Here is a 12,892-nt window from a genome sequence, read left to right on the forward strand (position 1 = left end):
GATGCTTGATCGACGCATGGCTTTTCAGGCAAACGCGGTAACAAAGCCAGCCTTTTGTCGCCGCTGTTACAAAATGAAAAAAACGCGCGAGGGTGAGCCTCGCGCGTTTCGACCGCTTTTGGCGTCGGACCTATTTCAGTGCGGCGTCGGTGATCTCATGCGTATAAGCGCCGGTCGGTTTTTTGTTGATGATCTTCTGGTCGAGAAGGGCCTCCACCGTGCGATCGTAAAGTTTCTCGTCGAGCTTGCCGGTGCCAATCAGCTTGGCGACTTCACCCATCATGCGCTTCTGGTGGTTTTCGTCCTGGCCGCCATTGTCCATGACGATTCCAGCGGCTTCGTCCGGATGTTCGACGGCATATTTCCAGCCCTTCATCGACGCGCGGACGAACTTGACCATGTTTTCCTTGAACTTCGGGTCCTTCAGCTTCGTCTCGTTGACATAGAGGCCGTCCTCCAGAAGGTCGTTGCCGAGTTTGGTATAGTTGAAGACGATCAGGTCTTCCGGCTTGAAGCCGGCATCGACCGCCTGCCAATATTCGTTATAGGTCATGACCGAAATGCAGTCGGCCTGTTTCTGAACGAGCGGCTGAACGTCGAAGCTCTGCTTCAGGACGGTGACGCCGTCTTTGCCGCCATCGGTTTTCAGGCCGATCTTATGCATCCAGGCGAAGAAGGGATATTCGTTGCCAAAGAACCAGACGCCGAGTGTATGGCCCTTGAAGTCGGCTTCGGTCTTCACTGGGCCGTCCTTCGGGCAGATCAGCTCCAGGCCGGACTTGTCGTAGGGCTGGGCAATGTTGATGAGCGGAACGCCCTTTTCGCGCGCAACCAGGGCGCCGCCCATCCAGTCCACGATGACATCGGCGCCGCCGCCGGCGATCACCTGTTCCGGCGCGATGTCTGGACCGCCCGGCTTGATGTCGACGTCGAGGCCTTCCTCCTTATAGAAGCCCTTGTCCTTGGCGACGAAGTAACCGCCGAACTGACCTTGTGCCACCCATTTCAATTGCAGCGTCACCTTGTCTGCAGCCACGGCTGCCTGTGCTGCGGCCAGCGCCATTGCGCTTGCCATCAATGCGACCACCAGTTTTTTCATGTTTTTTATCCTTTTCCCTCTGAAGTTATGCCTTGATCCTTTGGCCGGGATCTTAGGCTACGTCTGCCCACCACGGATAGACGGATGCCAGAACGTCGTCATTCTCTCCAGAATGGCGACGATACCGTAGAAGACGGACCCCGCAACTGCTGCGACTGCGATTTCCGCCCAGACCATATCGACATTCATCCGGCCGATTTCGGTCGAGATGCGAAAGCCCATGCCCGACATGGGTGTGCCAAAGAATTCAGCCACGATGGCACCGATCAGGGCCAAGGTCGAGTTGATCTTTAGCGCATTGAAAATGAAGGGAGCGGCGGCCGGCAGGCGAAGCTTGAGCAGTGTCTGCGAATAGCTCGACGCGTAGGTGCGCATCAGGTCGCGCTCCATGTTGCCGGCAGCGGCAAGGCCAGCGACCGTGTTCACCAGCATCGGGAAGAAGGTCATGATGACGACGACGGCGGCCTTCGATTGCCAGTCGAAGCCAAACCACATGACCATGATCGGGGCGACGCCGATGATCGGCAAGGCGGAGACCAGATTGCCGATCGGTAGCAGGCCGTGACGGAGAAAGGTGACGCGATCGGCAAGAATGGCGACCATGAAGCCGCTCGCGCAGCCGATAATGTAGCCGATCAACACCGATCTGAAGATCGTCTGCTGCACGTCGGTCCAGAGGATCGAGACAGAGCCGGCGATCCGCGCCCCGATAGCGCCAGGTGGCGGCAGCAGGATAAAAGGTATGCCGGCGCCACGGGTGGCGGCTTCCCAGATGATCAATATCCAGGCGCCGAAGATCGCCGGGATCAAGAGCCGTAGGCCATAATTGCCGGCGGGCGAGCGCGGCCGGATCGTGCACAGCACGGTGACGCAACGCCAGGCGAGCAGCCAGGCAGCGGCGATCAACAGGAAGAAAGAGAGGCGCGCCTTGCCTTCGTTGCCGGTGATCCCGGAGAGCAGCAACCATGCGGCCCCATGTGCGCAGACGAAGAGGACAGTGGCCGACACCGCCGGCGGCAGATTGCCGAACGAAATCACGGCGGCAGCGGCAACCAGCAACAGGATGAAGATCGTGGTGCCACTGGTAAATGGAGTAACCGCATCGCCCGCAAGCAGCGGCAGCATGGTGATCGAGGCGAGGCAGAAGAGGAGGGCAAGGAGGCCCTGCCAGGAAAGGTGAATGCTATTCATGCTGTTCGGCCTCCCATCGAGCGATCGACGATCCGAGCCACGATGCTGACAATGGCGACAAGGGCTGCCGCCAGTATCGAGCCCGCGACGAGCGCTGCCCAAATGTCGATCGTCTGGCTGTAATAGGAGCCTGCCAGCAGTTTTGCGCCGATGCCGGCGACCGCACCGGTTGGCAATTCGGCGACGATGGCGCCGACAAGGCTTGCGGCAATCGCAACCTTCATCGACGTGAAAAGGAAGGGGATCGAAGCGGGCACACGCAGCTTCCAGAAGGTCTGCGTGGCGCTGGCATTATAGGTGCGCATCAAGTCGAGATGCATCACCTCCGGTGAGCGCAAGCCCTTCACCATGCCGACAGCGACGGGAAAGAAGGAAAGATAGGTCGAGATCAACGCCTTGGGGATCAGGCCGGTAATGTTGACCGCGGCGAGGACGACGATGACCATCGGCGCGATGGCCAGGATCGGCACGGTCTGCGAGGCGATGATCCAGGGCATCAGGCTCCTGTCGAGCGCGACGAGATGCACAATGCCGACGGCGATCAAGATACCGAGCACGGTGCCGAAGGCGAAGCCGACCGCTGTGGAGGACAGCGTGACCCAGGCATTATAAACGAGACTGCGATTGCTCGTCGGCGGTCTCAGAAAGGTGTTTTCGAAGACGTTCTGCGCCACTTGATGCGGCGCCGGCAGGATCGGCTTCGGCTGCGCAAGCGTCCTGCCGATGAATTCCAGTGCGCCGGAGGTGACGTTGGCGCGCCGGTCGAGATCGCGCTGGAAGGGCGTGTTCAGAATGATAGCGAAGGCATACCACAATAAAAGAATTGCCAGCACGATGGTCGTCACCGGCACGAATTTGTGCTTGAAGAATTGCTCCTTCTCCATGGTCACGCCCCTCTTTGCGCTGGAAAAAGCATCAGTGCCATCGCGACAATGCCGAGCCCGACGCCGGCGAGCTGCTGCAGGCTGAGCCGCTCGCCGAACACGATGAAGGCAACGATGTTGACGACCACCAGCTGGGCGATGGCGGAGGCGGAGATCGCCAACCCCAACCCGCCCTCGCGCATGAGACGGACCATCATCAAATTGCCGACGCAATAGAGGCAGAGCGCCAAGATGAGGATCAATATGTTGTTGTTGGCGATGTAGGCTCGCGAGGCGGTGGCGCCACTGATGAAGATCGCCATCGCACCGGTAAGCCAGAGGAGGAATTGCGGGTTCATCGTGCGATCCTATTCCTCATAGCTGTGTCCCGCCCTCAGTCCCTCGCGGACACGATGGGCGATCTCCAGGAATTCGGGGGTTTCGCGAATGCCTAGCGGGCGTTCGAGCGGAAGGGTGGATTCGATGACGTCCGTGACGCGGCCCGGGCGCGGCGACATGACGACGATCTTGGTGGAGAGATAAACCGCCTCCGGGATCGAATGTGTCACGAAACAGATGGTCTTGTTCGTTCGCTTCCAGAGTTTCAGCAGCTCTTCGTTGAGGTGATCGCGGACAATCTCGTCGAGTGCACCGAAGGGCTCGTCCATCAGCAGCAGGTCGGCGTCGAAGGCGAGTGCGCGTGCGATCGAGGCGCGCTGCTGCATGCCGCCGGAGAGCTGCCAGGGGTATTTGTGCGCAAAGCCGGTAAGGTTGACCAGATCCAGCGTATCAGCGATGCGCTTGGCCTGTTCGTTCTTGGGGTAGCCCATGATCTCCAGTGGTAGCGCGATATTCTTTTCGATCGTACGCCAGGGGTAAAGGGCAGGCGCTTGAAAGACATAGCCATAGGCGCGGGTGGCGCGCGCCTCTTCCGGCGTGATGCCATTGACGGTAACGTCGCCGGAGGTCTTGTGCTCGAGATCGGCGATGACGCGCAGAAACGTGGTCTTGCCGCAGCCCGACGGGCCGATGAAGGAGACGAAATCGCCCTTCCGCACGTCGAGATCGACATTGCTCAGCGCATGCACCGGCCCGTCATTTGTCTCGTAGGTGAGGCAGAGGTTCCGCGCGGAGACGACGGAGGGAGCGGATGACGTCATTAACACCTACCAGTCATGTTTTCGCCGCGCAGGCGCGGCGGATTGCGTGTTATTCTACATGGCACCGCGTTGGTTTTTGTACCTGAGGATACCGCAGAACTATCGAATTTTTGGGAGGAATGGCATGAGCGTTTCATCGAAGCCCACCTGCCGCATCGTGCGGCCCGGCAGCACCTATGCCGGGAAACAAGGCTTCAACTATTTCGAGGGAATTGCCGCCGAGACAGTCGGCTCGACTGGTATCTGCATGCATCTTCTGACAATCCCGCCCGGCGCACGCGCCAAGGCGCACATGCATGCATCGCATGAGACGGCGATCTATGCGCTTTCCGGCGAGACACATTGCTGGTTCGGCGATCAATTGGAAGAGCACGTTATCGTTCGCGCCGGCGAGATGTTTTACATTCCCGCCGGCGTGCCCCATCTGCCTGCCAATCTCAGCGACCAGCCGGCGACAGCCATCATCGCCCGTACCGATCCGAACGAACAGGAAAGTGTGATTTTGTTGCCGGATCTGGAGCGGTATGTGCCGTTCTAAGCCATTGGACCGGAATGCCGTTGCCAAGCGTTACACCCCGCTCGCCGGGATGCCGCTGCGCTGAACCTTGCGCGGCGCGGTGACATCTTTCCAGGTCGAGAGCGCGCGGTTGACGGCGGTGAAAGGCTCGCGCTTGACGAATTCGCCATGACCTTGCTGCGTCTTGACCGTGCTTTCCTCGATGGCAACCACGCCGCGGGTTAGCGTATAACGCGGCAGCCCCGTCACTTGCTTGCCTTCGAAGACGTTGTAGTCGATCGACGACTGCTGCGTCTTGGCGGTGATGGTCTTCGAGCGCTTCGGATCCCAGACAACGAGATCGGCATCCGCTCCGACGAGGATCGCGCCCTTCTTCGGATAGACGTTGAGGATCTTGGCGATGTTGGTCGACGTGACCGCCACAAACTCGTTCATGGTCAGACGACCGGTGTTGACACCATGGGTCCAGAGCATCGGCATGCGGTCTTCGAGGCCGCCGGTGCCGTTGGGGATCTTGGTGAAATCGCCGAGGCCGAAACGCTTCTGCTCGGTCGTGAAGGCGCAATGGTCGGTGGCTACCACCTGCAGCGAGCCAGAGGCAAGGCCGGCCCAGAGGCTGTCCTGATGCTGCTTGTTGCGGAAGGGCGGCGACATGACGCGGCGGGCGGCGTGGTCCCAATCGGGATTGGCATATTCGCTCTCATCGAGCGTCAGGTGCTGGATCAAGGGCTCGCCGTAGACGCGCATGCCCTTCTGACGCGCCCGGCGAATGGCTTCATGCGCCTGTTCGCAGGAGGTGTGAACGATATAAACCGGGCTGCCGGCCATATCAGCGATCATGATTGCGCGGTTCGTCGCTTCGCCTTCGACTTCTGCCGGGCGGGAATAAGCGTGCGCTTCCGGACCGTTATTGCCTTCGGCAAGCAGTTTCGCCTGCATCTGCGCCACCACGTCGCCGTTCTCGGCGTGAACGAGGGGGAGGGCGCCAAGCTCGGCGCAGCGTTGGAAGGACGAGAACATCTCGTCGTCATCCACCATCAGCGCGCCCTTATAGGCCATGAAGTGCTTGAAGGTGTTGATGCCCTTGTCGCGGACGACGGCCTCCATCTCGTTGAAGACCTGCTCGCCCCACCAGGTAATCGCCATGTGGAACGAGTAGTCGCAGTTCGCTCGCGTCGACTTGTTATCCCACATGGTCAGCGCTTCAAGCAGTGACTGGCCGGGCGAGGGCAGAGCGAAATCCACCACCATCGTCGTGCCGCCGGCAAGAGCCGCCCGCGTGCCGCTCTCGAAATCGTCCGAGGAATAGGTGCCCATGAACGGCATTTCGAGATGCGTATGCGGATCGATGCCGCCGGGCATGACATAGCAGCCGGACGCATCGAGAACTTCATTGCCAGAGAGGTTTTGCCCGATCTCGACGATCTTGCCGCCTTCGATCTTGACATCGGCCTTATAGGTCAGATCCGCCGTGACGATGGTTCCGCCCTTGATGACTGTGCTCATGGTGTCTGCTCCCAATATGTGAATTTCTGGTGCTGCGCGAAGAGGGATGTCAAGCCACAATCTCCGCCGTCTCCAGGACCGCATGGAACAGGACATCCGCACCAGCGGTCGCCCATTCCTTGGAAATTTCTTCCGCTTCGTTGTGCGAAAGGCCACCGACGCAGGGGCACATGACCATTGTGGCCGGCGCCACCTTGGCGGCCCAGCAGGCGTCATGACCGGCGCCGGAGATGATGTTCATGTGGCTATAGCCAAGCTTCTCGGCAGCGTTGCGAACGGCCGTCACAAGCTTCGGGTCGAAGGTCACCGGCTCGAAATGGCCGATAGCTTCGATAGAGCAACCGACGCCGAGGGCGTCGCAGATAACGGGCGCCTCAGCCTCGATCTTGGCGCGCATGCGATCGAGCTTTTCCTTGTCGGGCGAGCGGATGTCGACAGTGAAGACCACCTTGCCTGGCAGCACATTGCGCGAATTGGGAGAGAAGAAGACTTGGCCGACACCGCCGACGGCGCCTGGCTGGTTTTCCATCGCAACGCCTTGCACCATTTCGACGATTCGCGACATGGCAAGCCCGGCATTGACGCGCATGTTCATGGGCGTCGAACCGGTATGCGCTTCCTTGCCGGTCAGCGTGAATTCCAGCCACCACAGGCCCTGACAGTGTGTGACGACGCCGATGGTCTTGTCTTCGGCTTCGAGGATCGGGCCCTGTTCGATATGGTATTCGAAATAGGCGTGCATCTTGCGGCTGCCGACCTCTTCCTCGCCGAGCCAGCCGATGCGCTTCAGCTCCTCGCCAAAGGTCTTGCCTTCCGGGTCCTTGCGGGCATAGGCGTAGTCCAGCGAATGCATGCCAGCGAAGACGCCGGAGGCGAGCATGGCCGGGGCGAAACGCGCGCCTTCTTCATTGGTCCAGTTGGTGACCACGATCGGATGTTTGGTCTTGATGCCGAGGTCGTTCATCGTGCGCACGACCTCGAGCGCACCGAGCACGCCGAGCACGCCGTCATATTTGCCGCCGGTCGGCTGGGTGTCGAGATGCGAGCCGACATAAACCGGCAGCGCATTCGGATCGGCGCCAGGGCGGGTTGCGAACACCGTTCCCATCTTGTCGACGCCGATTTTCAGCCCGGCGTTTTCACACCACGTCTTGAAAAGGCTGCGGCCTTCGGCGTCGGCGTCGGTCAGCGTCTGACGATTGTTGCCGCCCGCGATGCCGGGGCCGATCTTCGCCATTTCCATCAGTGCGTCCCAAAGGCGATCGCCATTGATACGCATGTTTTCTCCTGGCGCTGCCACCATGATGCAATCCTCACCTGTTTATCCCGGGTCATGCAAGGCGCATGCCCAATTGTTCCCGTTAGTCGTTGCCCAGAGCGCTTGTTTGTTTTTCTCGCCCCGGGAAATCGCCGGTTGCCTTTATAAGACATCTGACGGATAATTTGACCGATTGGTAAACATTACAACTTCCGTGGCGGCGCTCAAGACGAAAAGCACGAAAATTCCCGACAAAATTATAGGCAATTGCCAAAATTTAAAGCGCGGGCGGGATGAATGAGAGCTTGGCCGAAGGGCTTGGATTTCAAGGAGAAACAAAGCAGACATGGCCATCCCCAGAGCCGCCAAGACGCAACGACGTACCCGAATTCAGGAAGAAAAAGAGGAAGTGATACTCGAAGCCGCGCTGGACGTATTTTCGGTGCATGGCTTTCGCGGCTCGACCATCGACCAGATCGCGGAAGTCGCCGGCATGTCAAAACCCAATCTGCTCTATTATTTCCGCACGAAAGAGGCCATGCATCGCGCGCTTATCGACCGGGTGCTGTTTACCTGGCTGGAGCCGCTGCGTGCCTTCGACGCCAACGGCAATCCCGAAAGCGAGATCCGCTCCTACATCCGCCGCAAGCTCGAAATGGCCCGCGATTTCCCGCGGGAAAGCCGCCTGTTCGCCAACGAGATGTTGCAGGGGGCGCCGCATGTCGAGGATGAGCTTCGCGGACCGCTAAAGAGTCTTGTCGACGAAAAGGCCGAGGTCATCCGCGCCTGGGCGAAGGCCGGCAAGATCGCCAAGTGCGATCCCTATCACCTGATCTTCTCCATCTGGTCGACGACACAGCATTATGCCGACTTCGACGTACAGGTGCGCGCCGTGCTCGGGCAGGAACATTCAGGCGAGGGGCGTTTCGAGGATGCGGCCCGCTATCTGGAAAAACTCTTCGTCGATGGTCTTGGCATTCGGCAGTCTTAGGCGGCAGCGCACTGCCATGTGGAAGCCATGGCGGTGCTGTTGAGGTTTGACGATGCCGTTAACACATTTCCGGCCCCCCGCACTCACGTCTTGTCTGACACAGGCGCGAGGGCCAGTCTTTCGAGCATGACCTACTTTTACTCCGCCGCTTGCCGCGCCATCGGATTGTTTGGGTGGGTCGTCCAGTTGGCGTAGTTCGCGTCGACGGTCTTGCCAGTGCGCTTGTCGAGGGCGCCTGCCGGCAAGGCTTCCATGGTGATGCAGTTTTCGACGGGACAGACGCTGACGCACAGGTTGCAGCCGACGCATTCCTCGTCGATCACCTCGAAATGCCTGACGCCATCGACCATGCTGGTGATTGCCTGGTGCGAGGTGTCTTCGCAGGCGATGTAGCAGCGACCGCACTTGATGCAGGCGTCCTGATCGATCTTTGCCTTGGCTATGTAGTTGAGGTTGAGATACTGCCAGTCGGAAACATTCGGGACGGCGCGACCGATGATATCATCCAGATTGCGGTGCCCCTTTTCGTCCATCCAGTCGGAGAGGCCCGATATCATCTCCTGAACGATCTTGAAGCCGTAGGTCATTGCTGCCGTGCACACCTGCACGTTGCCGGCGCCAAGCGCCAGGAATTCGGCCGCATCACGCCAGGTGGTGATGCCGCCGATGCCGGAGATCGGCAGGCCGTTGGTTTCGCGATCGCGCGCGATCTCGGCCACCATATTGAGCGCGATCGGTTTGACTGCCGGGCCGCAATAGCCGCCGTGGCTGCCCTTGCCGTCGATGGTCGGGTTCGGCGCGAAATTGTCGAGATCGACGGAGACGATGGAGTTGATCGTGTTAATCAGCGACACGGCGTCGGTCCCGCCGGCCTTGGCGGCGCGGGCCGGTTTGCGGATGTCGGTGATGTTCGGCGTCAGCTTGGTGATGACGGGCATGCGGGTATATTGCTTGCACCAGCGCACGACCATCTCGATATATTCCGGCACCTGGCCGACCGCGGACCCCATTCCGCGCTCGGACATGCCGTGCGGACAGCCGAAATTGAGCTCGATGCCGTCGGCGTTGGTTTCCTCCACCAGCGGCAGGATCGCCTTCCATGCATCTTCGACACAGGGAACCATAATCGAGGCGATAAGTGCGCGATCCGGCCAGTTCAGCTTCACCTGCTTCATCTCGCGCAGATTGGTAAAGAGGTCGCGATCGGTGATCAGTTCGATATTGTTGAGGCCGAGCAGGCGGCGGTCAGCGCCCCAGATCGCCCCATAGCGCGGGCCATTGACGTTGACGACGGGCGGGCCTTCCTCGCCGAGCGTCTTCCAAACGACACCGCCCCAACCCGCCTTGAAGGCGCGTTCGACGTTGTAGGCCTTATCAGTTGGCGGCGCCGAAGCGAGCCAGAACGGGTTCGGGGATTTGATGCCGACGAAATTATTGCGGAGATCAGCCATTCTAATTCCTCCTTCAAGCGACGGCAACAGTCGGCTGCGCGGCAGAGCCGAGCGCGCGGTTGATCGATTCGGCCGCGTCGCGGCCTTGTGCGACAGCGGAGACTGTCAGGTCGTCGCCGCCGAGAACGCAGTCGCCGCCGGCCCAAACGCCGTCTAGCGAGGTCCGGCCTTCGCTGTCGATGGCGATGCGGCCGGATTCCATGCGCAACGCGCCGAGGCCGGAGGCTTGGAAGGTCTGGCCGATCGCCTTGAAAATCTGGTCGGCCGCGATGACGCCGGTATCGCCGGTGCCGGTCAACTTGCCATCGCGCAGCTCGGTATATTCAACCTCGATGCCGGCAACCTTGCCGTCTTTGTCGAGAATGCGCTTAGGCGCCAACCAGTGGCGAATGATGACGCCTTTGGACGCCGCGAGATCCTGCTCGTATTCCGAGGCGTTCATATGTTCCTTGCCGCGGCGATAGCAGATCGTTACCTCTTCGGCGCCGAGCAGCTTTGCCTGCACGGCGGCGTCGATTGCGGTCATGCCGCCGCCGAGAACAACGACGCGACGACCGATAGCGATGTCGGACTTGTCCTTCGCCTGGCGCAGATCGGCGATGTAGGCAACGGCATCGTCGACACCGTCGAGATCCTCACCTTCGATCAGCAGCGCGTTGACGCCGGCGAGGCCGAGGCCGAGGAAGACTGCGTCGTATTGTGATGAAAGATCGGCAAGGCTGAAATCGCGGCCGAGTGCCTGGCCATTTTTGACGTCGATACCGCCGATCGACAGCAAGTAGTCGACTTCCTTCTGAGCGAAATCGTCGACCGTCTTGTAGGTGGCGATACCGTACTCGTTGAGGCCGCCGGGCTTTTGGCGGGCGTCGAAGATGGTAACGTCATGGCCTTTCACCGCAAGACGGTGGGCGCAGGCAAGGCCGGCAGGGCCGGCGCCGACAATGGCGATCTTCTTGCCGGTCGATGCAGCGCGGGCATAGAACTGCTTGTTTGCGTCCATGGCGGCATCGGTCGCGAAGCGCTGCAAGCGGCCGATTTCGACGGGGCGCTCTTCGGCGGTGTTGCGCACGCAGGCCTGCTCGCAGAGCTGTTCGGTGGGACAGACCCGGGCGCACATGCCGCCGAGGATGTTCTGGTCGAAGATCGTCTTGGCCGAGCCGATCGGGTTGCCGGTCGAGATCTGGCGGATAAACATCGGAATGTCGATGGACGTCGGACAGGCCGTCATGCACGGCGCGTCGTAGCAAAAATAACAGCGGTCGGAAGCGACCAGCGCCTCGTGGTCGTTGAGGCGCGGATGCAGATCGGAAAAGTTCGCATCATATTCGGCCGGCGTCAGCCTGCCGTTATGAATCCCAGTTTCCAGTCGTCCCATTGAAGTTCCCTCATTATAGTAAACGGCTAGTGGAATGAACGGTAACTCAGGATAAAAAATTTATCAAACGGTAAAATTTTGAGATTTTTGGTTTCGCCGAAGCAATGATTGCTGGCGCGATTGCATCGCGTTTCGGGGGAGGGAAACCTATCCGATAACATTATGTTTTCATGTTATGTTTTTTGAAATCGGTCGACGATCTGCCAGGACATAAACAATAAAGTTCTTGGATCTTGGATCGTTTATGAAAAGCCTGGCCAGTCACCTCGACGGCCTTTTTGACATCTGCGATAGACGATAGAGAAAAAATCGAAATTTTTTTTAGAAAGATGGGAACCAAGGCCGAGCACCGCCGTTAAGGAGATGTCTTGGTGATGATCGCATCAACCGATGCACGCCCCCAAAACTCATCACCGGGCATCTACTCACGGTCCCCTCCCGATGAGTGAAAAGCAGCCAGTGCGCCGCCCTCGCACTGGCTGTTTTCATTTGCGGTCCTCTTTCGGGAGCGTCAGCGGCGCTTTAGAATCTCATATTCGGTTTCGGGGATCGTCAGGCGATAGCCGATGCTGTCGTCATCGATCGCGAACTGGGCGCGCCCATTCATGGAGGTGGGGACAACCCGCTCCAACACGGTGCGGCTGAAGCTGTTGTCCTCGAACTCATGGTCGGAAGGGAAGTAGAAGTGTTCCGACCACGCCACTTCGATGGCCTTCTTGCCGTTGAGCTCGGCCTCCTTGCAGTTCAGCGTGATACTGGTGGCGCCAGCGGAGATGGCACCGTGGGAGGCTGAATTGACGATCAGTTCGTGCAAAGCGAGGCCGAGATGGACAGCGGCATTTGGAGTGAGATGCGCGTTGATCCCGTAGATCGGCATCGGCGTCCCTGCATCGGGCCAATAGGGGGCGAATTGCTTTTCAGCGAGTTCGAACAAATAGGCGCCACGCCAGCTCGAATCAGTGATCAGGTCCTGTGAGTTCGACAGCGACTGCAGGCGGCCGCGGAATTTAATCAGGAAATTATCGAGCGACACCGTATGGCGCGCCGTCTGCGTGGCGATGCCCTGGATGATTGCCAGAAGGTTTTTGGAGCGGTGCGATAGCTCGCGGAGCAGTGATTTCAATACTTTTTCGCGGTGCCGCGTCTCCGTAATTTCGGAGATGACGGAAAGCAGGCCTTGCGCCTTGCGCCCTCCGACGCGCTCGATCTTCAGCTCGTAGATGCGAACGCCATCGCCCGTTACCAACTCCACTTCCGCGGTGGCGGGCTTGCCGCTTTCCAGCACCCCGCGTTTGAGCTTCAACAGGTGTTCGCCGTCTTTCTCGCCGAAGAGATGGAGATCCGTACCGCCGATGGTAAGGGATGGCTTCAGGTGGTCGGGCAAGTTTTCGGCATAGCGAATCGCGAGGTTTGCGTCCTGAAAGAGGATCGAGATGCCGGCGCTGGAAAGTGCACGCTCCATCATAGCGGCCTTGCCTTCA

At 59.5% G+C, this 12,892-nt stretch carries 12 protein-coding genes; 2 read left to right on the forward strand and 10 right to left on the reverse strand.

Annotation, left to right across the window (positions count from 1 at the left end; translation table 11 throughout):
* Positions 1–130: 130 nt before the first annotated feature.
* The 5 genes from PY650_RS06710 to PY650_RS06730 are packed head-to-tail and all read right to left on the reverse strand — an operon-like array spanning position 131 to position 4,313.
* The gene (locus tag PY650_RS06710) at positions 131–1,099 is read right to left on the reverse strand and encodes an ABC transporter substrate-binding protein (protein ID WP_285878266.1); all 969 of its coding nucleotides are present in this window, start codon (positions 1,097–1,099) and stop codon (positions 131–133) included.
* A gap of 57 nt (positions 1,100–1,156) precedes the next feature.
* Positions 1,157–2,290: an ABC transporter permease gene (locus PY650_RS06715; protein ID WP_285878267.1), complete on the reverse strand. Its 1,134-nt coding sequence runs from the start codon at positions 2,288–2,290 to the stop codon at positions 1,157–1,159.
* A complete protein-coding gene (locus tag PY650_RS06720) occupies positions 2,287–3,174 on the reverse strand; it encodes an ABC transporter permease (RefSeq protein ID WP_285878268.1) in 888 nt (295 codons plus the stop codon). Before PY650_RS06720 ends, PY650_RS06715 begins: the two co-directional genes overlap by 4 nt.
* A gap of 2 nt (positions 3,175–3,176) precedes the next feature.
* Positions 3,177–3,512 carry a hypothetical protein gene (locus PY650_RS06725; protein WP_285878269.1) on the reverse strand — a complete coding sequence of 112 codons (336 nt, stop codon included), beginning with the start codon at positions 3,510–3,512 and terminating at the stop codon, positions 3,177–3,179.
* A 9-nt stretch (positions 3,513–3,521) separates the two neighbouring features.
* Positions 3,522–4,313 (reverse strand): ABC transporter ATP-binding protein, encoded by a 792-nt coding sequence (locus tag PY650_RS06730; protein ID WP_285878270.1) that lies wholly within the window; start codon positions 4,311–4,313, stop codon positions 3,522–3,524.
* A gap of 124 nt (positions 4,314–4,437) precedes the next feature.
* Between PY650_RS06730 and PY650_RS06735 the strand changes: the two genes are divergently transcribed.
* Positions 4,438–4,851: a cupin domain-containing protein gene (locus PY650_RS06735; RefSeq protein WP_285878271.1), complete on the forward strand. Its 414-nt coding sequence runs from the start codon at positions 4,438–4,440 to the stop codon at positions 4,849–4,851.
* A 30-nt stretch (positions 4,852–4,881) separates the two neighbouring features.
* Here the strand turns inward: PY650_RS06735 and hydA are convergent, their stop codons facing one another.
* Entirely contained in the window at positions 4,882–6,336 is a 1,455-nt protein-coding gene (hydA, locus tag PY650_RS06740) for a dihydropyrimidinase (protein ID WP_285878272.1), read from the reverse strand.
* Between the two features lie 49 nt (positions 6,337–6,385).
* Positions 6,386–7,639, reverse strand: a complete 1,254-nt coding sequence (locus PY650_RS06745) for a Zn-dependent hydrolase (RefSeq protein WP_285878273.1) — start codon at positions 7,637–7,639, stop codon at positions 6,386–6,388.
* A gap of 301 nt (positions 7,640–7,940) precedes the next feature.
* On the opposite strand from PY650_RS06745, the gene PY650_RS06750 reads away from it, so the two are divergent.
* Entirely contained in the window at positions 7,941–8,585 is a 645-nt protein-coding gene (locus PY650_RS06750) for a TetR family transcriptional regulator C-terminal domain-containing protein (protein WP_285869780.1), read from the forward strand.
* A 137-nt stretch (positions 8,586–8,722) separates the two neighbouring features.
* Here the strand turns inward: PY650_RS06750 and preA are convergent, their stop codons facing one another.
* From preA to PY650_RS06765, 3 genes are all read right to left on the reverse strand, one after another.
* Positions 8,723–10,036 (reverse strand): NAD-dependent dihydropyrimidine dehydrogenase subunit PreA, encoded by a 1,314-nt coding sequence (preA, locus tag PY650_RS06755; protein ID WP_285878274.1) that lies wholly within the window; start codon positions 10,034–10,036, stop codon positions 8,723–8,725.
* A 13-nt stretch (positions 10,037–10,049) separates the two neighbouring features.
* A complete protein-coding gene (locus PY650_RS06760; protein WP_285878275.1) occupies positions 10,050–11,411 on the reverse strand; it encodes an NAD(P)-dependent oxidoreductase in 1,362 nt (453 codons plus the stop codon).
* Between the two features lie 511 nt (positions 11,412–11,922).
* Positions 11,923–12,876 carry a sensor histidine kinase gene (locus PY650_RS06765; RefSeq protein ID WP_285878316.1) on the reverse strand — a complete coding sequence of 318 codons (954 nt, stop codon included), beginning with the start codon at positions 12,874–12,876 and terminating at the stop codon, positions 11,923–11,925.
* Positions 12,877–12,892 lie beyond the last annotated feature (16 nt).

It is taken from the genome of Martinezella calliandrae (assembly GCF_030272695.1).
GTDB classification, from domain to species: Bacteria; Pseudomonadota; Alphaproteobacteria; order Rhizobiales; family Rhizobiaceae; genus Rhizobium; species Rhizobium calliandrae.

Bases quoted from the DNA above. Each gene is read 5' to 3' on its own strand.
- PY650_RS06730 (WP_285878270.1), bottom strand. From the start codon at position 4,313: ATGACGTCATCCGCTCCCTCCGTCGTCTCCGCGCGGAACCTCTGCCTC.
- hydA (WP_285878272.1), bottom strand. From the start codon at position 6,336: ATGAGCACAGTCATCAAGGGCGGAACCATCGTCACGGCGGATCTGACC.
- PY650_RS06725 (WP_285878269.1), bottom strand. From the start codon at position 3,512: ATGAACCCGCAATTCCTCCTCTGGCTTACCGGTGCGATGGCGATCTTC.
- PY650_RS06735 (WP_285878271.1), top strand. From the start codon at position 4,438: ATGAGCGTTTCATCGAAGCCCACCTGCCGCATCGTGCGGCCCGGCAGC.
- PY650_RS06710 (WP_285878266.1), bottom strand. From the start codon at position 1,099: ATGAAAAAACTGGTGGTCGCATTGATGGCAAGCGCAATGGCGCTGGCC.
- PY650_RS06765 (WP_285878316.1), bottom strand. From the start codon at position 12,876: ATGATGGAGCGTGCACTTTCCAGCGCCGGCATCTCGATCCTCTTTCAG.
- preA (WP_285878274.1), bottom strand. From the start codon at position 10,036: ATGGCTGATCTCCGCAATAATTTCGTCGGCATCAAATCCCCGAACCCG.
- PY650_RS06720 (WP_285878268.1), bottom strand. From the start codon at position 3,174: ATGGAGAAGGAGCAATTCTTCAAGCACAAATTCGTGCCGGTGACGACC.
- PY650_RS06715 (WP_285878267.1), bottom strand. From the start codon at position 2,290: ATGAATAGCATTCACCTTTCCTGGCAGGGCCTCCTTGCCCTCCTCTTC.
- PY650_RS06745 (WP_285878273.1), bottom strand. From the start codon at position 7,639: ATGGTGGCAGCGCCAGGAGAAAACATGCGTATCAATGGCGATCGCCTT.
- PY650_RS06750 (WP_285869780.1), top strand. From the start codon at position 7,941: ATGGCCATCCCCAGAGCCGCCAAGACGCAACGACGTACCCGAATTCAG.
- PY650_RS06760 (WP_285878275.1), bottom strand. From the start codon at position 11,411: ATGGGACGACTGGAAACTGGGATTCATAACGGCAGGCTGACGCCGGCC.